General features: G+C 39.3%; 15 protein-coding genes and 2 tRNA genes. 10 read left to right on the top strand and 7 right to left on the bottom strand.

From position 1 onward, the window contains the following. Positions 1-407 precede the first annotated feature (407 nt). Complete coding sequence (locus K7X70_RS04310) at positions 408-1,214, bottom strand: glutaminyl-peptide cyclotransferase (protein ID WP_222535910.1); 807 nt, start codon at positions 1,212-1,214, stop codon at positions 408-410. Between the two features lie 70 nt (positions 1,215-1,284). On the opposite strand from K7X70_RS04310, the gene K7X70_RS04305 reads away from it, so the two are divergent. Beyond that, positions 1,285-2,247, top strand: coding sequence for an SAM-dependent methyltransferase (locus tag K7X70_RS04305; RefSeq protein ID WP_222535909.1), 963 nt, complete (start codon positions 1,285-1,287; stop codon positions 2,245-2,247). Positions 2,248-2,283: 36 nt separating this feature from the next. On the opposite strand, the gene K7X70_RS04300 is transcribed toward K7X70_RS04305, so the two are convergent. From K7X70_RS04300 to K7X70_RS04285, 4 genes are all read right to left on the bottom strand, one after another. Then, the gene (locus K7X70_RS04300; RefSeq protein ID WP_222535908.1) at positions 2,284-4,098 is read right to left on the bottom strand and encodes an aryl-sulfate sulfotransferase; all 1,815 of its coding nucleotides are present in this window, start codon (positions 4,096-4,098) and stop codon (positions 2,284-2,286) included. 72 nt (positions 4,099-4,170) lie between these two features. After that, the gene (locus K7X70_RS04295) at positions 4,171-5,799 is read right to left on the bottom strand and encodes a RagB/SusD family nutrient uptake outer membrane protein (protein WP_222535907.1); all 1,629 of its coding nucleotides are present in this window, start codon (positions 5,797-5,799) and stop codon (positions 4,171-4,173) included. Between the two features lie 17 nt (positions 5,800-5,816). Further along, the gene (locus K7X70_RS04290; protein ID WP_222535906.1) at positions 5,817-8,837 is read right to left on the bottom strand and encodes a SusC/RagA family TonB-linked outer membrane protein; all 3,021 of its coding nucleotides are present in this window, start codon (positions 8,835-8,837) and stop codon (positions 5,817-5,819) included. 542 nt (positions 8,838-9,379) lie between these two features. Then, complete coding sequence (locus tag K7X70_RS04285) at positions 9,380-10,255, bottom strand: AraC family transcriptional regulator (protein WP_255606914.1); 876 nt, start codon at positions 10,253-10,255, stop codon at positions 9,380-9,382. A 537-nt stretch (positions 10,256-10,792) separates the two neighbouring features. Between K7X70_RS04285 and K7X70_RS04280 the strand changes: the two genes are divergently transcribed. From K7X70_RS04280 to K7X70_RS04240, 9 genes are all read left to right on the top strand, one after another. Beyond that, positions 10,793-10,866, top strand: a tRNA-Ala gene (locus K7X70_RS04280). Between the two features lie 93 nt (positions 10,867-10,959). Further along, positions 10,960-11,042 (top strand) — tRNA-Tyr (locus K7X70_RS04275). A gap of 126 nt (positions 11,043-11,168) precedes the next feature. Beyond that, positions 11,169-11,810: a hypothetical protein gene (locus K7X70_RS04270; RefSeq protein WP_222535905.1), complete on the top strand. Its 642-nt coding sequence runs from the start codon at positions 11,169-11,171 to the stop codon at positions 11,808-11,810. Positions 11,811-12,110: 300 nt separating this feature from the next. Further along, positions 12,111-12,986, top strand: a complete 876-nt coding sequence (locus tag K7X70_RS04265; protein WP_222535904.1) for a hypothetical protein — start codon at positions 12,111-12,113, stop codon at positions 12,984-12,986. 245 nt (positions 12,987-13,231) lie between these two features. Then, positions 13,232-13,729: a GNAT family N-acetyltransferase gene (locus K7X70_RS04260; RefSeq protein WP_222535903.1), complete on the top strand. Its 498-nt coding sequence runs from the start codon at positions 13,232-13,234 to the stop codon at positions 13,727-13,729. A gap of 95 nt (positions 13,730-13,824) precedes the next feature. Further along, the gene (locus tag K7X70_RS04255) at positions 13,825-14,667 is read left to right on the top strand and encodes a helix-turn-helix domain-containing protein (protein ID WP_222535902.1); all 843 of its coding nucleotides are present in this window, start codon (positions 13,825-13,827) and stop codon (positions 14,665-14,667) included. A gap of 58 nt (positions 14,668-14,725) precedes the next feature. Beyond that, a complete protein-coding gene (locus K7X70_RS04250; protein ID WP_255606913.1) occupies positions 14,726-15,412 on the top strand; it encodes an ankyrin repeat domain-containing protein in 687 nt (228 codons plus the stop codon). 3 nt (positions 15,413-15,415) lie between these two features. Further along, positions 15,416-16,840, top strand: a complete 1,425-nt coding sequence (locus K7X70_RS04245) for an amidohydrolase family protein (RefSeq protein WP_222535901.1) — start codon at positions 15,416-15,418, stop codon at positions 16,838-16,840. Between the two features lie 50 nt (positions 16,841-16,890). After that, on the top strand, positions 16,891-17,526 hold the full coding sequence (locus K7X70_RS04240) for a response regulator transcription factor (protein ID WP_222535900.1): 636 nt from the start codon (positions 16,891-16,893) through the stop codon (positions 17,524-17,526). 76 nt (positions 17,527-17,602) lie between these two features. Here the strand turns inward: K7X70_RS04240 and K7X70_RS04235 are convergent, their stop codons facing one another. Together K7X70_RS04235 and K7X70_RS04230 are read right to left on the bottom strand one after the other, a co-directional pair. Then, positions 17,603-19,138, bottom strand: a complete 1,536-nt coding sequence (locus K7X70_RS04235) for a RagB/SusD family nutrient uptake outer membrane protein (protein WP_222535899.1) — start codon at positions 19,136-19,138, stop codon at positions 17,603-17,605. A gap of 32 nt (positions 19,139-19,170) precedes the next feature. Then, on the bottom strand, positions 19,171-22,368 hold the full coding sequence (locus K7X70_RS04230) for a SusC/RagA family TonB-linked outer membrane protein (protein ID WP_222535898.1): 3,198 nt from the start codon (positions 22,366-22,368) through the stop codon (positions 19,171-19,173). Positions 22,369-22,508 lie beyond the last annotated feature (140 nt).

The raw sequence follows: 22,508 nt of genomic DNA, 5'->3' as shown, positions 1-22,508 counted from the left end.
AATAATTCCGTTTACTCACACAATATTTTAGCACGTTAATAAAAACATTGTTAATCCAATATAATCATAGTGTAATTAATACACAAGAACTTACGCATATTTATTTTACAAAACTTTTACTTTTACACAACAATACGGTATATAGTGCGCTAATGATGATAAATATTCTAAAAAAATTTAATTATCATCGGCTATGCTCTATTTTATACTTTTTAAATTTTCTACCGATATCATTGCTTGAAATCCGACCAATAACTGAGTTTTAGGACAAGGAGGAGGTTATTTTTCAAAAAATTCAACTGATTAAGAATCCGAAAGTTGAGCTCTGTTCTTGCGGGTTCAAAATCCTCAGCACTATTTTACGTTTGATAACAATTGGCGAAGTAGTAGACTTTTTCCTTTGGAATTTACTTATTGAAGTCAATTTCGTAGATATGCGCCCATAATTTCCCGGTGATATATACCTTATCGGCGATCGGATCATAAGCGATCCCATTCATTTCCGCAGCACTGGAATTCATATTTTTCTCGGTGATGGATACCTTAGTAAGGTCAAGTTTACCCACGACATCACCATTTGAAGGGTCAATTTTAACAATAAAATTGGTCCTATATACATTTGCATAGATATAGCCTTTAATAAATTCCAGCTCATTCAAATGTGTGACTGGCTGTCCATTTTCCGTTACTGAAATCGTTTTTAATGGCGACATGGTATTCGGGCTGATGTAGGTTAAATTATCAGTCCCGTCACTCATGATCAGACTCCTGTCGTCTGTAGTCAGGCCCCAGCCTTCTAAATTCGCGTATTTAAACTCCGAGATCTTTTTAAATGTAGTGGCATCATAAATAAACCCCAACTGATTTTTATAAGTCAGCTGATATAATTTACCTTTTAAGATCGCAATTCCTTCTCCGAAATACTTTGCTTTATCCAGTACCACCTTAATATCCAGCATTCCGGTTTTCAGGTCCTGTATACCAATTAGAGAACGGGTATTTGTCAGTTCCAGCGGAGCACCGGTACTTTCTACCAGCCTGCCTGCATGAAACAGGAATCCTTCTGTAAATAAGCTCGCATCATGGGGGAAATTGTTGGTTACGTAATGACTGATGACAGGTACTGTCTGCTGATGAAGCGAAGTAACTGGCTGGCTATTCCGACAACCCATCATGCCGATCATTAAGAAACTACAGATCATCGCTCTTTTCATGGCAGGAAGATATAGATAATTTATAACCTAAATTCTTTTTGTGTATTTTCAAATCAAATATAACGCCACAATGATATTAAAACAGTCGACAGAGACCCTCTTATTCAAACCCAACAACTTTAAAGACATCTACGATGACCTTCATGAGTTACATCAGCTCTACGCCTCACACACTGCTATTTCGGCAGGAGACATGAACGACACAGACCTATTTTTACCTTCCGGAAAGGCCATTTCACCTACTGGTGCAGCACATTGTTTACTGGAAATACAGCGAACAGCGGTGTTCATCCGGGGCATCCATAAAGCGATCCTAAAACTTCAGCAATCTTTTCCTGCTGAGCAATTACACATTCTTTATGCAGGATGTGGACCTTATGCAACTTTAGTGACCCCCTTTACTACTTTATTCAGTCCTGAAGAAATCAGGTTCCACTTGCTAGACATCAATGAACGTTCTTTAGCTGCATCCAAAAAATTATACCAGGAATTAGACCTGGAAGCCTATGTTGAGGAATGGATTTGTGCTGACGCGACTCAATATACCTTTCCAGCAGATCAGGCCATTCATCTGGTCATCTCTGAAACGATGTTAAATGCATTAAGAAAAGAGCCTCAGGTAGCTATCATGCTAAACCTGATCCCTCAGATGCAGGAAAAAGCTTTATTCATCCCAGAAAACATACGGGTATCCGCTCAGTTATTAAATTACAAACAGGAAAACGCCAGGCTAACGCAATCAGATTTCAATCCTGAAAGGATCAATCTGGGAGATATTTATTCTATTGGAAGAGCAGAATGTAAAGTTCATGAACAGGTATGTATTCAAATTCCCGATGAAGTGATTCAGGAACAGTCGCTCCAGCTCCTCACGGAAATTACCACTTTTGAAGAAGAGCGTCTGGGAATTTATCAATGTAGTTTAAATATGCCTGTCCGCATTTGTGATGTGCTGGAATATGCAGGCCGTAAAATTAGTTTCGACTATCACATGGGCGAGCAGCCCGGATTTAAACACCAATGGCTTCCGTAATGGAAGCCATGGCTTATTTCAATAGCTGAGCAACAATCACTTATTATCCGGATACATCTGCATACGCGTTACCCGGTGAAATGCGGAAACACTAGGCGCTGTAATTGCCAGTTCGTAAATTACTTCATTTGTCTTCGGATCAAGTTCTACCACTCTTCCTCCTAATCCTTTATTCGTTTTCACCCCCATCCCCGGGCAAAACAAAACATGCCCTGTTTCCGGCAAATACTGCACCCCGGAAAGTGCCGCAGAAAAACCTTGAGCTCCCCTGCTTTCTCCATAAGCCCATACCTGCTGTACCGTTTTCTTTACTTCATCCACCTTATACTCCACTACCCGGCTGTAACCGTCTGGACTGCCAAGCGTTTTGGGCTGAAAATGACGGTTATATCCATTGTCAAAAACCAGAATATTGCCATTAGGCATCAATACAGGTGTATGCATTCCCCAAGACCAGTCAAAATCTGGATGTGCGATCTCACCAGAAATTACCTTTGGATCAGTAATTAATTGTCCTTTTGCATCTAAGGGTGATAATAAATATTGCTGATAAGCGCTACTCCAGTTTTTATGTGGAGAAATCAGCCATTTCAATGCTCCTCCTCTTGTAAAAGACATGATGCCCTGAAAACGTACTGTGGCTAGAAAATCTGGTCCCATTGCTGCAATGGAATTGTTATGTGCCCAATTTACTGGTGTCTGACTGTAATCTACGCCCGACAAATTACCTTGATGGTCGTAACGGGCAGTATCCAGCATGTTGGCTAAATCCCATTCTTTCACAACCATCCCCGACAATGGATTTAATTCGATGATGTGGTCGTTGATTCGAGGTTTTCCATTGGGCAGACGCGCTGCGGATTTAGAAACAGTAATCAGAAAATTGCCATCGACAGCTTCTGTTACTTCATGATGAAAGGTATAACCTAGTTTTTTCAAGTCCCATTCTTTAACCAGGTTTCCGAACAGATCGATCTCTACAATACGGCTTTCCTGTCCGTCTCCGCTTAGGAAATTCCCATTCTTCATTCGTTTTAAACCTATTGAAGCCGCTAATCTTTGTAGTTTCGGCGATTGTTTCAATAGCAGTATCCAACGGATCTCGCCATCTGCATCAACCATATAAGGACAGGAGGTATCGATTTCACTTTCGCCTGGATAGCTCACCAGGTTTAATCCAGGCTCCATGCGGCTCTTTTGTGCCACAACCGTTTCGAAAGTAGGAAAAGCCTTCAGATCCAATGCCGCCGTTTGTATTTGAATATAGGTACGTCCACGCTCCTTACCTTCCATATCTGTAAAGACAAGGGCCACCCGATTGTTATAATTGGCATAAAGTCCAAATATGGGAATCGTTTGTCGGGGGTTTGAAGCAAGAAACAAATGCTGTATACTGCCATTTGTACCGGGTTTTCCTTCTACAATTACTTGTACCCTTCCCCGTCCGGGCAGCACTACTTCAACGGTTGCTGCTAAAGGATTAAAGCCCGAAGGGTTTAACGCTTTATCTTTTACCATAAAATCCAAAGAACTTCCTTTTGAAGGTAACGCAAGACTGACTTTATCTTTAAACTGGATTACTGTTTTCCAAAGTTCAGGCTGGTCCTGGATAGTCAGTACCAGTGCTCCTGGAACTTCAATATCTCCGGTCTCAAAATGAAAAACATAGTTTTCTTTTTCTTTGCTGTAACTGTTGAGGAGAATGCCATTATTCACCATCCCTTCCAGTGAATTTTGGAACTCAGCACCTGCAGGAGGAACCAGCACCTCGTCTTTCTTACAAGCCATAAAGCATAGGAATACAACACTCAATATTCCAATTTTTAGCCCATAACATCTATTTCCAATCATTTTATGATCTATTAAAAAAAGGCGGGAAAGAATAAATATCCGGCCCACCTTTTTATTTGTCAATTCATTTAATTATCTCCACAAAGGATGCTGCTGAATCGCAGTGTTTGTATTCAGTTCATTCTGTGGAATTGGCAGGTAAAAATGTTTAGCCTGGAAGTTATCAGCGCCTTGTTTTTTATTATTTACCAAAATTTGTTTCATTTCAGGATAAGTATAAAAACGTTTCAGATCGAAGAAGCGGTGACCTTCAAAGAAGAACTCCAATTCATTCTGATGAATTACTTCTTTCCATAAATCATCTGTCCCAGTCCATGTTTTATTAGCCAGGCCTGCACGGTCGCGGATCCGCTTCAAATCATTGGCTGCATCACCTGTTTTACCCGTTTTTATCGCAGCCTCTGCATGCAATAAAAGCACCTCTGAAAAACGCATTAAGCGCAGGTTATTGTTCTGATTTTTCTGATTGTACATGCTGTTTGCATCAGCCTCATTCTTGTAAAAATTGGTGAATTTCTTGATTAGGAAGCGACCTTTTTTGCCATTGATCGTTGGATAATCCGGCTCTCCTCTCAAGCGTTTCGTAGCCGAAGCATCCCAGATCTGATCAAAGGATAAATTTCCAAACCAGGCACCATCAGGTATGGTCGTTTCAAAATCAGAATGCTTCCAGAAGAAACTGGTATACATCCTTTTGTCGAATCTGGTATCTGAACCAGCGGGCCTTTCTTCCGCCACAAAGTCTGCTACAATAGCTGCTGTTGGCATCCATTTAAACCAGCCTCCTGTTCCCTGAGGACCCACAAAGTTCGGAATCACAAAACCTTGTGTACTGGTGGCTTCTTCAGAACCCCAGGAGCCACTACCAAAACTTCCGTCATAAATTAACTCAAAAACAGATTCTTTATTCAGCTCTGTATTTTCATTGAAGTTATCCTCAAATTTAGTGGTCAGGTCATAGGTGTAAGGGGCTTTCATGATGATGCTCAATTCTGCTTCCGCTTCCGTATACATCTTTCTATAATTATACGATTTCCCTAAATAAGCAATTGCAGCACCTTTAGTCACCCTTCCTGCTTCTGCTGCCGGGCGTACAATTGGTAAATATTGTTTTGCTGTTTTAAAATCAGCTTCTATTTGTTTCCATACCATTTCTTCCGGAGAAGATGGCTTCATAATTTCATCTGTACTTTCTGTAGCAGGAATCAGGCGCAATGGTACATCTCCAAAATTGGTCACCAATAGGAAATAGGCGAAACCTCTCAGGAAGCTTGCTTCGGCAGAAAGTTCATTGATTTTTGCCTCGCTCATTGGCACTTTTTTAATGTTGTTCAACACTACATTTGCGCGGTTGATGGTATTGTATAACCTGCCAAAATCACTTTCTGCGGTATTCGCAGTATTCGTATAAGTAGCCGGTTCCCAATTCAGCATCTCCTCTCCTAAAATAAACCAGACATCATCTGCTCGGTTCATGGTATGCCATCCGGTATAGCCACCATAGTAACCATACATTTGTCCGCGGATAGGAGAATAAACAGTAGCTATTGCAGATTGTGCATTCGCTTCGGAAACCCAGAAAGTTTTCTCTACAGCTTGATTTGGGTTCACTTTATCCAGGAAATCAGCTTCTTTACAAGCCCCTATAGAGATCGTCAGTACTGCAACAAAAGACAGTTGCTTTAATATATTCGTTTTCATGCTTAGCTTTTTTTTGATTATAAACTTAATTGGAGACCAAAAATCAGGGTCCTTGAAGAAGGAAAACGGCCATGGTCTGTTCCTCTGGACATGGTGCTTGATCCGCCGCCATTCTGATCGTCATTTTGACCAAGGTCAGGAGTATACCCTTTGTATTTGGTTGCGATGAACACATTTTCCATGGAAGTAAAGACTCTTAAGTCTCTAACATGGATTTTGCTCAACAAGTGATTAGAGAAAGTGTAACCAAGTTCTACGGTTTTCAAGCGGAAAAACGAACCATCTTCTAACCAGCGGTCACTCACACGGCGGCTGTTTTTATTTTCATCTTGCTGTGTAAATCGAGGAACATCAGTAGCTCTATTGTCAGGGGTCCAGGCGTTCAATACGTTGGCACCGAAATTGGTAAACTCATTCATGGATTCCATGCGCGCACGGGTGTAGTTATAGATCTTATTTCCTTTCATGCCATCAAAGAAAATACCCAGATCGAAACCTTTGTAAGCTACACTACCACGGATACCGTAACTGAAATCCGGGAATGGACTGCCTGCATATTGACGATCATCATCAGTAATTTGTCCATCACCATTGTAATCTATAAAGCGGATATCACCAGCTTTAGCATTCGGCTGGATTACTTTTCCCGCTGGAGTTTTATAGGCTTGTGCTTCTGCATCTGTCTGGAACAAACCAGCAGTTTTAATCACATAAAATGCACCGATCGGATCACCTACTTTTGCCCAGGTAATGGTACCTTCTCCTTGTGGATTATAACCTCCAAATTCCTGTTTTGAGCTACCTACAGTAATTGCTTCTACTCTATTTCTGACCACAGATCCATTGACACCGATGTTATAACTGACTTCACCAATCGTATTTTTATGATTTAACAACATCTCAAAACCTTTATTCTTGATGATACCTGCGTTCATTGTCGGACTGCCATTGATACCTGTCGAACCCGGCATAGCGATACTCAATAATACATCGTCAGTTTGCTGGATATAATAATCAGCGGTCAGCGACAACTTACCTCCAAAGAAGCTGCCGTCCAAACCTATATTTTTGGTTTTAGTCTCTTCCCAGGTTAAGTTTTTCGGTGATGGCCAGGTGATACCGGTATTGCTGCCCATCCACCAGGTTCCACCCTGAATATAATTGATTCCGCTGCTGCTGATACTTTGAGTCGCATAGTTACCAATTTCCTGATTTCCCAGTACCCCATAACTCATGCGTACTTTTAATTCATTAATCGTGTTTTTTAAGCTGCCAAAGAATTGCTCATTCATGATATTCCAGCCCACAGAAACAGAAGGGAACACGCCATAACGGTGGCCGTCTGCAAAGCGTGAAGATCCATCTCTACGAACGGAAGCAGAGAATAGATATCTCGAATCATAACTATACATGGCTCTGGAAAATAAGGACACTAATGAATATTCCTGTAAAGAGCCAGAAGTTCCTTGCTGAAGCGTAGAACCTGCGCCGATCGTACTTGTTCCAAAAGGAATATCGGTACGACTGGCACCAAAAGCAGGATTTTTATTATCCTGAGAAGAATAACCTAATAGGGCCGAGATGGTATGTTTACCGAAAGTACGGTCAAAATGCAAAGTGTTTTCAATTAACCATTGGGTGTTAAAATTGGCAGATTGACTGAGTCTGGATTGTATTGCACCTGATCCAAAATTATAGGGAGCATTCGCATTATAATAGTTCCCTATGTTCCTGTTATATCCAAAATTCAATTTGTATTTTAATCCTTCAATGCCCAGGTCTACCTCTCCATAAGCATTCAAGAGAATGTCTGTTTTATTTAGTTTGTTATCAAATAACCTGGAAGCTCCTACAGGATTGTCCATATTTTTCATCCAAGGTAAGATCCCTGCATATCCACCCAGCTGATTTGGATCGTATACCGCTAACAATGGATTTTGACGCAATGCATCTGTGATCGTCAATCGGTTGTCTTGTTTCTCTGAGGTGTTCAACATCAACGTATTTCCGATACGTAAATGATTATTAAAGAAAGAGAAGGTGTTTTTTGTGCGCAAGTTAACAGATTCATATCCTGAATTGATCAAGATTCCTTTTTGGTTGATATAACCTGCAGAAACATTATACGTGCTTGTTTCTGAACCTCCGGTGATGCCTACATTTGCTTTTGAAATCGGAGCAGTACGATAAACTTCATCCTGCCAGTTTGTTCCTGGGCCTTGAAAATCTATTGCCTCCTTTGGCAGATACCCGCTTTGGTTCATGATATTTTTCCACTCCTGAGCATCCAGTACATCCAGTTTCTTTGCAATCTTCTGAACACCGGTATATAAACTGGCAGTAATGGTAGCAGCGGTATTTTTCTTACCACCTTTGGTGGTGATCAATACTACGCCATTGGCGGCACGTGAACCGTAAATCGCTGCAGCCGCAGCATCTTTAAGGACATCTAGCGAAGCAATATCTGAAGGATCTACCATATTGATATCGCCATATACTCCATCAATCACATATAAAGGAGTATTTGAACCCAATGAGCTCAAACCGCGAATGTCAATACTCATTCCAGCGCCCGGCTGTCCACTTACACTAGAAACTGAAACTCCTGCAATCCGGCCCTGCAGTGCACCACTCGTACTTTTTGCTACATCTGCCTGCATTTCTTTACCCGTTAAAGAAGCGACAGCACCAGTCAGGTCTTTTCTTTTAACCGTACCATAACCTACCACCACCACTTCATTCAACTGATCATCATCTTCCATGACTATTTGAAGGTTACTGGAGTTTCCTACCGTAACTTCTGTTTTCTGCATACCTACATAAGAAAACACCAGCACTTTTCCTTTGGCAGCAGTAGTGCTGAAATTTCCATTGACATCTGTCATCGTCCCCCCGGGAGAGCCCTTTATTACGACAGAAACACCAGACAAAGGGTTATTGCCGGTGTCTTTGACCGTGCCTTTCACAGTCATCACTTGCTGTGCCCATGAACACAGGCTTATTGCAGCAAGGAATAGCATTAGTACAATTCTTTTCATATTTGGTTTTTATTTGGTTTATTAAGGAACAAGGCATTAGACCTCCTCCGATCACCTTTCGGCAACCGAGCGATAAGCACTGCTATCTCATACTTTAATATTGATTTGGTTTATAGGATAAAGTTAGCCGAAAACGAAATTGAGAAATTGCATAATTTGCTCATTTGAATTGGACTTTTAGTTCTTTATTTAGCACGAAATCATGTAAAACAGGGGTAAAAAGGACTGATATCGGGTATATATCAGGGATCTAACAGACAATAGGCAGCGAGGGTCTTGATTTTCTTCAAGGCCTAAAAAATGCGGCAAACACATTGAAATCAGCACATTAAAACAAAAGCAGCAAAGATTTGATTGCACAATTCGCTCAACAGACTTGAACTATTCGCTCTTTTCTTTGAGCTATTTCCAGGTGATTCCCCTTAAAAGTGCTGATTTATGAATATGAACAAGTTTTAACCTCCAATGTACATGGGCTTTAACACTCAAATCGAAGATTTTTATAGGGGAAAGGAACTGATATCAAATCATGAACTATTGCCTCAAATGATCAGTTGCTGCTGTTGTTTGTGACTGTCTCGAAATTCGGCGGGAGTGATCCCTTTTGCTTTTTTAAATACACGGTAGAAATAAGAGATGCTGTTAAATCCGCAATGCGAAACCACTTCTGCAATAGGAGTAGATTTTTTCAACTTTTGCATGGCCATTTTGATCCTGAAATCCAACAGGTAATCACTGAAGTTCATTTGCGTATTGCTTTTTATAAAGCGGGCAAAAGTAGAACGGCTCATGTTTAAGGCCGCAGCAGCATCGGATACGCAGATCATCCTGGAAACATTACCAGAAATATAACCGTGTAGCTTATTAACCATAATTTCATTAGTGGTCATTTCCGGAGATGAAGCACTGGAAAGCTCTCTGACATCCTCCCCTTTTGACAATTCATACAGTAAAATAAATAACTTCATCACCGCATAAAAACCATCCTTTTCCATGGTAATTATTCTCAAAAGCGGAAGAACCCTTTCCGTCGTCTCCCGGCCAAAAATCACTCCTTTAGCCGCTTTTCGAAACAACTCCTGAATACTTTGAAATTGCTTTTTATCTAAACATTGTTCGATTAAAGAAGGGTGAAACTGTAAAGTGATTTCATGAATATCAGTAGCCATACCCTCTCCATCTTTCCAGGCATGTTTTAATTCGGGATTAGCAATGAAAACCAAATCTTTATTTCCTATCGTCTCAATGGAATCACCAACAATGCGCTGTGCACCGGCTGCCCCTTCTACAAAATTCAATTCATACTCAGGATGCACGTGTACAGGGAAGGTAAATGATGATTTAGTACGGTCAAAAACTACAAAACAATCTTTTTCTGACAGCGGAGATTTCTCTCTGTATATATCTGATATCATCATTCTTTAATGCTCAATTTGGTTAGCTGATTCTAAGCTAGGTATTTTCAGTCATTATGATGGTCAATCTGATGAAAAGCAGGTATTTTACAAGGAAAAAAATGAACAAGATCATGATACAGGCGATTTTTTAAAAAATCAGGCAATTGAGATTCAGCCCATATATCAGTGGTTTCAGCCCATTTCTATATTCAATCAGGATAACTTATGTACGACTGTGTTAGAATAGTACACACAATAATGCATAAGCAAATAAAAATGATAACATTAAAAGAATCTACAAAAAAGAGTTGTGGGTGGTCACAGCTTTTTAATCCTGGACCTGCTGATCAGCACAATTTTTAATCTCAATCGCTCCATTGGTCTACAGCAGCAAATAGAGTGGATGTCCTTCTTATGACTACCATCTGTAAAAGAATTTAACACCTACTAATGAATTTATTGAACCTCTTAAAAAATAATAACCTGTTTTTTAGCCCATTATATGTTTTAATTTGCTTTACAGGAACTAATTGCTATTTTTGCCAGCATAAGCCACAAGGGGGATTAGCTCAGCTGGCTAGAGCGCTTGCCTGGCAGGCAAGAGGTCAGCGGTTCGACTCCGCTATTCTCCACCCTTAAAAAGCTTCAGGGATCTGAAGCTTTTAGTTTTTACTTAGTCGGTTCCGTTGATAAGCGATCTCGTTTATTTTCAGGAAAGACAAAATGGGGGGATACCAGAGTGGCCAAATGGGACAGACTGTAACTCTGTTGTCGCAAGACTTCGAAGGTTCGAATCCTTCTCCCCCCACTCCAATAAAAACCTTTCTTGAAAACAGAAAGGTTTTTCTCGTTTAAAGCAGATCGAATCTGCGTCCATTAAACTTCATAATCTAATTATAGTTGTAGTTTTATAAAAACATCCTCATTAATCTCCATGCTAAAATTAACTCTCAAAGGATACAAAACTCGAAAATCTATTTTATTACATGGCACATTCTTACTATTTATAGGTTTACTTTCTTCCTGTGGGAGACCACTTAATTATTATAGGACTTACAATCCTGAGGTAAAATTAGAGAAATCTTTATCTACAATTAACAAAACAATAACCATTAACAATTTTACTGATAATAGATCAATTAAGGATAAGCTTGATCCCAACGGCTATGTAAACCCACCTCGATACATAAAAGACTTACCTGTTGAAATAACCAATGCTATCATCAATGACTTCTCCAAAAATTTAGTGTTCAAAAAAATCGGAATGCAGATGGATACGTCAGATTACATAATGGAAGGTGAAATCAAGAATTTCAGGAAAAATTTTAAAAGCAGTTTTTTTAAAAGCAAAGAGCAAATATATATCGATTTAGAGTGTAAAATTTATACCCGAGATGGGAAGCTTGTGAGCACATATTCTGGTAAATCCATTATAGAGAACAAAGTACCATCATTATTCGGCATCAATAAATTCCTTATGAATCAACATGTTAGAATCAATGATGCTTTTAGTAACTCCGTACTTCAGATCCGAGACCAGATATTAAAAGATAGCTCAAAATTTGTTTACAATTAACCTAAAATCCGCTCTTTCTTTCAAAAAAAGATTTCATTAAATAGTTATTGGAAATAATAACAGTAATTTCGATTAATCATCCGTACATTTAACCAACCTATTTACCAAAAAAAAGAAATTACGCTCGCATTAACCAAAATCTCAAAAAAACTTCAGTAATTATTTTACTATACTGCAGGAAGAATAAACAACTCTTCCCTTTTGGTAGATGACGTCATTTTCAGAGCCCAGTTAAGTTCCATGCGACTAAAACCAGAACCAGTCGAATAGGGACATTCGATTAAAAAATTAAAACAACAGATGAAAAAAGTATTTTTAATGCTCTCTACAATCAGCTTGCTGACCCTTGCTTCATGCTCAAAAAGCATCCCCGAAATTACACGGGAAGAACCTATTGAAAAACTAAGCGAATGCCTGGTTACCAATAGTGACTACTTAACCAACTTGGGTACAGAGATAAATTCCTATAAAAGATTCTTCAGCTATAATGAAAAACAGAAAGTGACAAGAATAGATTTTCATACCTTGAAATCAACAGAATTTGCAACGATTACTTATGAAAAAAATAAAATCACGATGAATTTTGAACTGATTTATGACGGTGAGAAAGAAACTGAGCAATTGGTTTACACGCTGGACGCACAAGGAAGAATTGCAAGTTACCCAGACGATTACCTGCAAACCGTTTCAAATGTCACCTACAATTCTGATGGTTATTTATCAATGATAAAAAAGCAATATACAGATCCTGAAACAAACAATGCCACTACAGAAACACAAACATTCACCTACACTGCTGGCAATTTAACCCATGTAGTTTTTGAACGTGCTGCTGCAGGAGTAATTGAAAAGACCTCATCAACCATCACTTACGGTACAGATGAGCTCTCCAATGATATCGTTGCTGGAAAAGTATTTGATGCAGTTTTACATGATGATGTAAATGAAATATTAGTCAGCTTTTTTGGTAAAAAATCTAAAAACCTTGCTACAAAAGTGATATCCGTATACACTCATTCTGAAAATTCAGTTAACACCATTGAATCCTTTGAGTTTAATTATCAGAAGGACGCTAAAGGAAACATCATCAGCATAAAGGATAAACAGACATCTGTTTCTGGCTCCAACAGTTATGAATTCAATCATGAAGAAAAATTAACTTTAGAGTGTAAATAGTTGTTGATTTATATACGATACGTATAGTAAAAATCCTTCGGTAAAAACTGAAGGATTTTTTTTAAAAAAAAAAACATCCACAATTCATAAAAATCAGCATACCTAATGCAACACCTCATTTCTGGTTCCTTAATAAAAAGGAAACTTAGAAACCAATCCTTTTGACATAGTCGTTATCGATGATTGAAAACCCCATTCACTTTAGATATGTAGGTAATTTTTATAACTTGTGAAAAACAAACACTATGCTGAAACCTTATGAATCTTCTGATTTTGACCTCCTTACTTCCTGGGTAACTGATGAGGAAATCCTACTTCAATTTGCCGGAACAGATTTTTCTTATCCACTGAGCAGACAACAAATTACAGCATATCAGGCTTCACATCCGGAACGTCGTTTTTATATCGGCTATACCAGCGAGGAAACTGCATTCGCGTTTGGAGAAATTATCCCCCAGGAAAGTGGTAAACCCAGACTAGCAAGAATATTAGTTGGAAAGCCGGCACTCAGGGGCAAAGGATTAGGACGATATTTTATAAGATTGCTGCTAGAAGAAATCAAGAAACATTACCCTGCTCCTGCTGTTGACTTATTTGCCTGGGAAAAGAATGATGCGGCAATAAAATGCTACGAATCAGTTGGCTTCAAGTTCTGTCCGGATCCTGCGATGACAATGGTTCATAAAGACATCAGTTACCACATTCATAAGATGACTTATACTTTTTCAAAAGAAAATGGCTAAGCCAGGATAAAAAAAAGATAGTTTTACAAAATTATAGACCATATTACAATTATTTATACCTTTAAGTTGCCTGATCCTATTCATTGGCCCTTAAAATGCTATTACCAACTGTAGGCATTGAACAAATCTTCAACCTTCCCTATACCAAGGAGGATTTTAAACTCGTCCACCACCAACCCATCAATATGACAGTTATTCCTCATGCCCATAAGCATGATTTTTATATGATCTTATTGATTGAAAAAGGAAGCGGTACCCATACTATAGATTTTAAAGAACATCAGGTAAAGGATCAGATGGTGTTTTTTCTTGCTCCGGGACAAGCACATCAATGGAACCTATCTCCCGATACTTCAGGTTATCAAATCCTGTTTTCCATGAAGTTTTTGCTTTCAGGAAGTCAGCGTTTTCCCTATTTTAATTTATCAGCGGCACCATATTTACCCCTTACAGCAACGCAATACCAAAATTTAATTCTAGAGTTGAAACAAATTGAAGAGGAAGAACTACTTTCCGACGACCTTCACATCGACCTGATTCAAACCCGCTTACAAATCATTCTCTTACTCCTGAAAAGATGGTATTCTGAAAATTTTGATGTGCATGAATATGCACCGGATCATCGGATAATTAATAATTTCCTGGCCTTACTAGAACAGCATTATACAGCACATAGTGAAGTTGGCTTTTATGCCAATGAAATGAGTGTAACCCCAAACTACCTGAATCAGGTCTGTAGAAAAAAAGCCGGAATTACCGCTGGTGATTTGATCAGAGATCGGATTTTACTGGAGGCAAAAAGATTATTGAGCTTGACACAGCTCGACATTAAAGAGATTGCCTATACCCTCGGATTTAACGATTCTTCTTATTTTTCGAGATTTTTCAAGAAATATACAGACCTCTCCCCCCAAGAATTCCGCAAGATGAATAATTAGTACCCTTGATGTGCTAACCTGTCCTACTCTATTTCTTTTTAGAAAGATAAATTTGTGTATGAAATACCGCATGACTTTATTACTGTGTTCGCTGTTTTTCAGCTTAAACACCCTAACCGCCTGTTCCCAGGAAAAAACCATGACTAGCAGCACAAATGAGATCTTCCAGATCATAGCCCAACAAAACCTACCAGAAATGAAGGTATGGCTCAGTAAAAAGCCAAATCTGGAACTGAAAAATGAAAAAGGAGAAACACCGCTGATGGCGGCTACCTACCTGAATCAGGTACAGCTAGCCAAACTGCTAATTGATGCCGGAGCCAATGTAAATGCTCAGGATAACCTACTAAATAGTCCTTTTCTATATGCCGGAGCCGCAGGACAGCTCGAAATCCTGAAACTGTGCCTAAAATCAGGAGCAGATTATAAGGTTTTCAATAGATACAATGGAACTGCGTTAATTCCTGCCTGTGAAAAGGGTCACCTCGCCGTTGTGGAGGAATTACTGAAAGATAAATCCTACCCCATTGACCATGTCAACCGACTGGGCTGGACTGCACTATTAGAAGCCGTGATCCTAAGTGATGGCGGACCAAAACACGTAAAAATTGTACAGCTACTGGTAGATGCCGGAGCCACACTCAGTATTAAAGACAAAGATGGTGTGACTGCTTTGGATCATGCTAGAAAGAAACATTTTAAAGAGATTATAACCATTCTGGAAAACGCCGCCGTAAGAAAATAAAACATGAAAAAACTATCACTGATTTTAATTGGGCTCTTTTTTGCCCAGATCACCTTTGCACAAAAAATAACTGTTGATTTATTGATTAAATCTGCGACAATTATTGATATAAAAACAGGAAAACTAATTCCTAAGCAAGGTATTGCCATAAAAGACGGCTTGATTGCGGCCGTATTTCCAGAAAGCCAGCTTTCTAAATATACCGCTGCCCAAACGGTAGATGCCACAGGAAAATATGTTATGCCCGGTTTATGGGATAACCACATGCATTTTGGTGGCGGGACAGCATTGATTGAAGAAAACAAAAACCTATTGCCTTTATATCTTGCTTACGGCATCACCACCATTCGCGATGCTGCCGCAGATATTAGTCCGAGTGTATTGCAGTGGAGGGACGAAATTGCAGCTGGAAAACTGCAGGGACCAACTATCCTGACCTCAGGTCCGAAATTAGAAGGATATAACTCCAGCTGGATTGGCGACATAGAAGTTGGAAACACCAAAGAAATCAAATCCGCTTTAGATTCTTTGAAAAAAATAAGAGTAGATTTTGTAAAGATCACAGACAATACTTTAAGTCCGGAACTGTTTTTAGAAAGTATCCGTTTGGCACGTGCCGAAGGATTTCGGGTATCGGCACATATTCCAAATTCAATTACGATGGAACAAATCGCCGCGGCTGGATTAAGCTCAGTAGAACATCTGGGTTATGCACTAAAAGCCGGTTCCAAAGTAGAAAAAGAAATTTCTAAAGAAGTAGCAGAAGGAAAACTAAAAGGAAAAGCCTTCAATCAAAAAGTGATGGATACTTTTGACGAAACCGCAGCCCTGGCCACTTATAAGAATATGGCGAAACATGGAATGTATTTGACACCTACCCTATCTTTGAGTTATATCCTTGCTTATTTTGATCAAAACAATCATAAAAATGATGATTATCTGAAATACATTGGCAAAGGATTGCAGCAAACTTATGTAGGCCGTGTAAAAAGAGTAGAACAAGATAATGCTGAAGCCATTCAATTCAGACAAAAGTTGTTTGAAAAAACCGTACAAACGCTTCCGCTCCTACAAAAAGCAGGTGTGAAAATTATGGCGGGAACAGATGCCGGTTATCTGAACTCTTATACTTATCCGGGCATCGGCCTCCATAAAGAATTAGAATTAATGGTAAAGTATGGCCTAACACCTTTGCAGGCACTCCAGGCTTCGGTGATTAACTCCCCGGCTTTCTTAAATAAGACTGCTTATGGTAGTCTACAAAAAGGAAAAAAAGCAGACCTTATTTTACTCAATGAAAACCCATTACAAAACATCAGTGCTACTCAAAAAATCTATGCTGTGGTTACAAAAGGATCATTATTAGACCGTAACACACTGGATAACATGCTCGAATCAGTAAAAAAGAAAAACAGTTTGACACCGTAAACTCAATTACATTTTCTAATTTAGGGTTGAATACAGACAATTCGACCCTAATGAAGATCTCTATCATTCTGGCAGATGACCATCCTGCTATTTTAGAAGGTATACAAGCTTATCTGGAAAAAGACGCTAGGTTTAGCATCATTGACACCGTAAATAATGGTTTGGACTTGTTAAACTCCAACTCGTTAAATGAAGCAGATGTAATTTTGCTAGACCTGAATATGCCTGGTCTGGACGGCCTGGAAGTCCTGGAAGAATTAAAAAAAGCACCAATAAAAGCAAGGGTAATCATCATGACTAATTATGACACACCAGAGCTGATCAAAGATTGCCGGCTAAAAGGTGCTGCTGGATACCTGGTTAAATCTGGTAAATTAACATTACTCAGCGAAGCCATTAAAAAGGTGGCTAATGGAAAATCCTTCTTTCCAAAACCAGAAGAACAAACTGCATCTCCTTCCTATTTGGATGATTTCCTGAGAAAGCATAAACTCAGTAAAAGAGAGGTAGAAATTATTCGCATGGTATGTCAGAATATGAGAACTAAAGAAATTGCAGAGCGACTGTACCTTTCCGAATTCACTATTTATACCCATCGAAAAAACATCATGCGTAAACTAGAAATTGGAGATTCTACACTTGCTTTGTATGACTTTGCAATTAAGAATAATTTGATCATAGATTAAACAATTATTCCCTATCAAATCAGGTTGAAAACAAAAAACGGATGCCTTATGAGCATCCGTTTTTTTATAGAATCAATTAATAGCCTGGATTCTGAGGCCTCAGATTAGGGTTATTTTTGTAATCTACTGTTGGTAGTGGAAACAATAAATGTTTCTCTCCCAAAATTACATTAGGTGTTGCTGCAAAAGCATGCCCAACGAAATTATCAAAACCATTAGTCGTTTCATTGTACACTTTTCTTAAGCGCACCATATCAAACCAGGTAATTCCTTCGTAGCATAGCTCATGCCAGCGTTCACGCCATACCGCCTCTTCAAACTGTGCCTGACCCAAACCAGACAATGGGGTTAACAATGCACGCTTTCTAATGGTATTTACAGCATCGTAAGCCGCTTGATTTGGTGTTCCATCTGCACGATTTTGTGCTTCTGCATAAGTCAATAACACTTCCGCATAACGAATTTGAGGCCAGTTTAAGCTACTTTGAGCCGTACCAGCCGTTCCTAAAGTCCCGTTGGCAACAACATCAAAATGTTTAAAGATGTAAGGCGCATTTAACTGCTTCAAAGGACCATTTCCACCTGTATAATAAGAAGTGTAAAAGAATCCCTCTCTGTCTTTTGCTCTTAAATCTCCAGCCTCATAAGAGTTGTAGAAATTCGCTGTTGGCACTGTACTTCCTACCTCATCACTATAAGCAGAAACGTCTTTGAAATTTGGCAGTAATAACTGCTGCATTGGATTAGTTGCTACAGAAGCCAGATACTGAATTTCGAACATGTGTTCTTTTTTGTTTTCTGTGGCTAAGCTATGCAGTTCTCCATAAGTATCAAATAATCCGAAACCACCATCTTTAATGACTTCCAGCGACTTATCAGCAGCCAGTTTATAGTATGCAGTACCTTTATTTAAAGGAAATCCAGCCATTGATAAATAGACTTTAGCCAATAATGCTTTCGCTGCTCCTTTACTTGCAGTTCCACTTGCCTGCTGCCAAGGCAAGCCTGCTGTTTCTGCTATTGTCAAATCTTCAACAATTTGTGCATACACTGCTTCTGTAGCCGTTCTTGTAGGATAAAAATCTGGGGAACTTGTGCTTTGTGGTAATAAAATTAATGGCACATCTCCATATAACCTCACCAGATAAAAGTAAGCCCATGCACGTAAAAACCTGGCTTCACCAAGAATCTGTGCTTTTCTTGTGGCATCCATTGGGTTAATTCCCGGTACTTTCTGCAAAGTCAGATTTGTCTGAGCAATTACATTATATAAACCAGCCCACCAGTTTCTAACCAATAGGTTTTCTCCTGTAAATGATAAACCAGCAAGATTGTTCAAGTCGGAGTTTTGCCCGGTTTCAGTCTTTGCAGTTCCAGTAACCAGTTCCAGCATAGAGAAATTGGCAGCGAAAATACCTGCACCATTTCCGATAAAGCGAGTCTGTGCATATCCAGCAGCGATAGAAGCTTCTGCATGTTCAGGAATGGTATAATAAGTTTCCGGAGTTAAGTTTGAAGGATCTTGTTCGTCCAGGAATTTTTTACATCCGGTTCCAAGCACCACCATTGCAATCAGTAGGATTTTGCTTGAAGATTTTATATTTAATTTCATGATCTTTTATTTAGTATTGACAATATTTAGAACTATAAACTCACATTTAAGCCCAGCATAAAAGTAGTTGGCTTAGGATAATCGAAGAACGTTTGTCCCTGTGCAAAAGCATTGGAATAAGTAGTTACTTCAGGATCATTACCAGAGAATTTAGTGGCCAGGAAGAAGTTCTGAACACTACCATAAACTCTCAATCGGTTTATTTTCAGTTTTTTAGTAATGCTTTCTGCGAATGTATAACCTAGTAAAAGGTTTCTGCCACGAATGAACGAGCCATCTTCTACCCAGTGGCTATCTACGTTGGTTACATAACCAGCTCTGGTATCACGAATTGCAGCGATTGGTGTATTTTGATTTTGCGGAGTCCATGCATTTAATACTGAAGCATAGCTATTTGCAATTCCCACACGGTCTTCAGCAGAGTGTTTCGTCATATCCAATACATCATTACCTGCAGAATACTGAATCTCTACAGTCAGATCAAACTTTTTATACTTAAAAGTATTAGAGAAAGCACCCCAGGCTTTAGGGCTGCCATTACCGATGATGCCACGGTCATCATCATTAATCTGGTAATCTCCATTTTTATCCAGGTACTTAATATCGCCTGGAAGAACTGGTTTACCTGCTCTATAGTTGTATTTAGCAGCTTCTGCACGTTCGCTCTCACTCCAGGTTCCAAGGCGGGTTAGTCCCCAGAAAGATCCTACAGGCTCACCCACACGGATAATTCCGGTTTCATTGGTAAATCCAGGATTTCCTACACCAAAAATATCTGCTGGTGTGGCCAATGTAAGCACTTTATTTCTGTTCATTGAAATATTAAAACTGGTATTCCAGCTAAAATCATCAGTACTAATATTTACCGTATTGATCGCAAATTCCAACCCTTTGTTTTCCATGCTGCCAATGTTTTTGGTAATTGAAGAATAACCACTGGTTAAAGGCACCGGTGCATCAAGGAGCATATCAGTCGTTTTACGGTAATACAAATCTGCTTCTAGGTTCACTCTGTTATTGAATAATCCCAATTCCACACCTATGTCTGACTGTGCGGTTTTTTCCCATTTCAAATCTGGATTAGCCAGACGGTTTGTACCTACACCCGCTACTCTTGTATCATTGATAATAGCGGCATAACCTGAACCCAAAACACCTTTTGATAAATAACTAGGAATCTCAGAGTTACCTGTCACCCCATAACTGGCGCGTAGTTTTAAGTTAGAGATGACCTTACTTTGTTTGATAAAATCTTCTTCTGAGACTTTCCACGCTACAGCCGCAGATGGAAAGAAAGCATATTTACTATTCTCTCCGAATTTAGAAGAACCATCCGCACGACCAGTAGCAGTGAAAAGGTATCTATCTTTGTAGCTATAGTTTAAACGACCGAAGTAAGAATTAAATCCAAATCGTTCTGCTCTGGATGTTCCCGGAGTAGGTTTACTTCCTCCGATCAGGTTATTGTATTGTGGAAAATCACTGGAGAAATTTTCTGCACCTGTAGCGAAGCCAAAAATATTAGTTTCTTGCCATGATATCCCTAACAAACCAGTAACGGCGTGATCTTTGGCAAAACGTTTATTGTAAGTCAGGTAATTTTCAAATGACCAATAGGTTTCTCTGTTATTATCTAAAGTAGCCGTTCCTTTCTGGTCAAAAGATATTCCGTAAAGACTACGTCCATTGTATTCAGAACGACCACGAGTGACCACATTCGCGCCTAAAACTGAACGGAATTCCAATCCTTCTGCAAGGTTTAGGTTCGCATAAGCATTCCCTAACACATTCTGTGTTTGCAAAAGATACTTACGATCGGTCAGGATATGCACTGGGTTGGATCCACCTTCTGCACCCGGATAATTTTGATTATCTGCCCAGGTGCCATCAGGATACTTAACAGGTAGAAAAGGGAAACTTTCTGTGATCATCCTTACCGAATTTAATCCACCAGTACCGATATCTACCAGATTTTCTGTTTGATTGGTATAGTTTAAGCTTCCGCCTACTTTCAACCATTTCTTCATTTGGCTATCCATCACGAACCTTCCAGAATAACGTTTCAGGTAGGAGTTTTTGAGTAATCCATTGTCATCTCTATAATTCAGGAATAAACCATAAGAATTCTCAGCATTACCACCGGTAAAACCTAGCTGATGGTTTTGAGAGAGCTTATTCTGAGTCGATTCCTTAAACCAATCGGTATCATATATTGGACTTCCATCCGCATTAAAAAGCAGCGGTAAGTTCTTTCTTTTGATTCTTGGATCGCTATATAAATTATTCGCCCATCCTACAGGATCATAGATTTTAGCATTATCATAAGCTAGATTTTCTACATCAATAAACTCCTGGGCATTCAGCATTTTAACACGCTTTGGACCAATAGTTGGCACACTAAAATCTACGTCATAAGAGATCTTATTCCCAGTAGCAGAACCTTTTTTGGTGGTGATCATAATTACCCCATTGGCGCCTCTGGCACCATAAATTGCTACCGAAGAAGCATCTTTAAGCACCTCTACAGAGGCAATATCTCCAGGATTCAGGAAGTCGATCGCATTACTGCTTTGCGTTTGTGAGCCCACTGGAAGAATTACACCATCGACAACATATAAAGGGTTGTTGGTGGTTTTGATGGAACTAAAACCACGGATACGGATATTAGTTTGTCCACCCGGGCGACCAGAGTTAGAGTTCACCTGCACTCCAGGAATACGTCCTGCCAATGCCTGGTTTAATGACGCTGCCGGACGTTCTTTCAACTGCTCTTCTTTTACAGAACCGACCGCTCCTGTTAAGTCAGATTTTTTTCTGGTTCCATATCCTACTACCACCACATCATCCAGGTCTACCCCAGAGGCTGGTTTCAACTTAATTTGTAGTGGAGCAGTACCTGTTCCTGCCTGGCGAGTTTGAGTTTCATAGCCGATATAGCTAAATGTCAACTGGTCTGTCGCATTTTCTACTTCAATACTGAATCTACCCGCAGCATCAGTTACTGTAGCTTTATTGTTTTTCAATGATTTAACACCTACACCAGGGACAGGTTGAGAATTTTCATCTACTACTGTTCCGGTAATTAGTATTTTCTGAGTTGCGTTAGGAAACAAAAAAGTAGAATGGGATTTAGCGGCCCTTAGCATCAGCTCCGCTGGTGTAGCATGTGCCTGCATTCCCGTTAAACAGAGCAAAGGAAGCCCTGCAAAAACTAAGTTTTTAATTTTCATTAGTATTTATATTTAGGTTCGTTATTAGGTTGATTTGCATTCCCTATATGCAATCTCCATTATTGAAGTGATTTGGAGTAAAGGGACTAAACCGTTTTAATGATTTAGTATAAAAAGTTGAGTTAGCTTATTTAATCATA

It is taken from the genome of Pedobacter polysacchareus, assembly GCF_019802255.1.
Taxonomy (GTDB): Bacteria; Bacteroidota; Bacteroidia; order Sphingobacteriales; family Sphingobacteriaceae; genus Pedobacter; species Pedobacter polysacchareus.
The sequence above is the reverse complement of the archived record's forward strand: the minus strand, read 5'-3'. Positions and strand labels throughout refer to the sequence as shown.

Bases quoted from the DNA above. Each gene is read 5' to 3' on its own strand.
- K7X70_RS04295 (WP_222535907.1), bottom strand. From the start codon at position 5,799: ATGAAAACGAATATATTAAAGCAACTGTCTTTTGTTGCAGTACTGACG.
- K7X70_RS04300 (WP_222535908.1), bottom strand. From the start codon at position 4,098: ATGATTGGAAATAGATGTTATGGGCTAAAAATTGGAATATTGAGTGTT.
- K7X70_RS04245 (WP_222535901.1), top strand. From the start codon at position 15,416: ATGAAAAAACTATCACTGATTTTAATTGGGCTCTTTTTTGCCCAGATC.
- K7X70_RS04290 (WP_222535906.1), bottom strand. From the start codon at position 8,837: ATGAAAAGAATTGTACTAATGCTATTCCTTGCTGCAATAAGCCTGTGT.
- K7X70_RS04255 (WP_222535902.1), top strand. From the start codon at position 13,825: ATGCTATTACCAACTGTAGGCATTGAACAAATCTTCAACCTTCCCTAT.
- K7X70_RS04230 (WP_222535898.1), bottom strand. From the start codon at position 22,368: ATGAAAATTAAAAACTTAGTTTTTGCAGGGCTTCCTTTGCTCTGTTTA.
- K7X70_RS04240 (WP_222535900.1), top strand. From the start codon at position 16,891: ATGAAGATCTCTATCATTCTGGCAGATGACCATCCTGCTATTTTAGAA.
- K7X70_RS04235 (WP_222535899.1), bottom strand. From the start codon at position 19,138: ATGAAATTAAATATAAAATCTTCAAGCAAAATCCTACTGATTGCAATG.
- K7X70_RS04285 (WP_255606914.1), bottom strand. From the start codon at position 10,255: ATGATGATATCAGATATATACAGAGAGAAATCTCCGCTGTCAGAAAAA.
- K7X70_RS04305 (WP_222535909.1), top strand. From the start codon at position 1,285: ATGATATTAAAACAGTCGACAGAGACCCTCTTATTCAAACCCAACAAC.
- K7X70_RS04270 (WP_222535905.1), top strand. From the start codon at position 11,169: ATGCTAAAATTAACTCTCAAAGGATACAAAACTCGAAAATCTATTTTA.
- K7X70_RS04260 (WP_222535903.1), top strand. From the start codon at position 13,232: ATGCTGAAACCTTATGAATCTTCTGATTTTGACCTCCTTACTTCCTGG.
- K7X70_RS04265 (WP_222535904.1), top strand. From the start codon at position 12,111: ATGAAAAAAGTATTTTTAATGCTCTCTACAATCAGCTTGCTGACCCTT.
- K7X70_RS04310 (WP_222535910.1), bottom strand. From the start codon at position 1,214: ATGAAAAGAGCGATGATCTGTAGTTTCTTAATGATCGGCATGATGGGT.
- K7X70_RS04250 (WP_255606913.1), top strand. From the start codon at position 14,726: ATGAAATACCGCATGACTTTATTACTGTGTTCGCTGTTTTTCAGCTTA.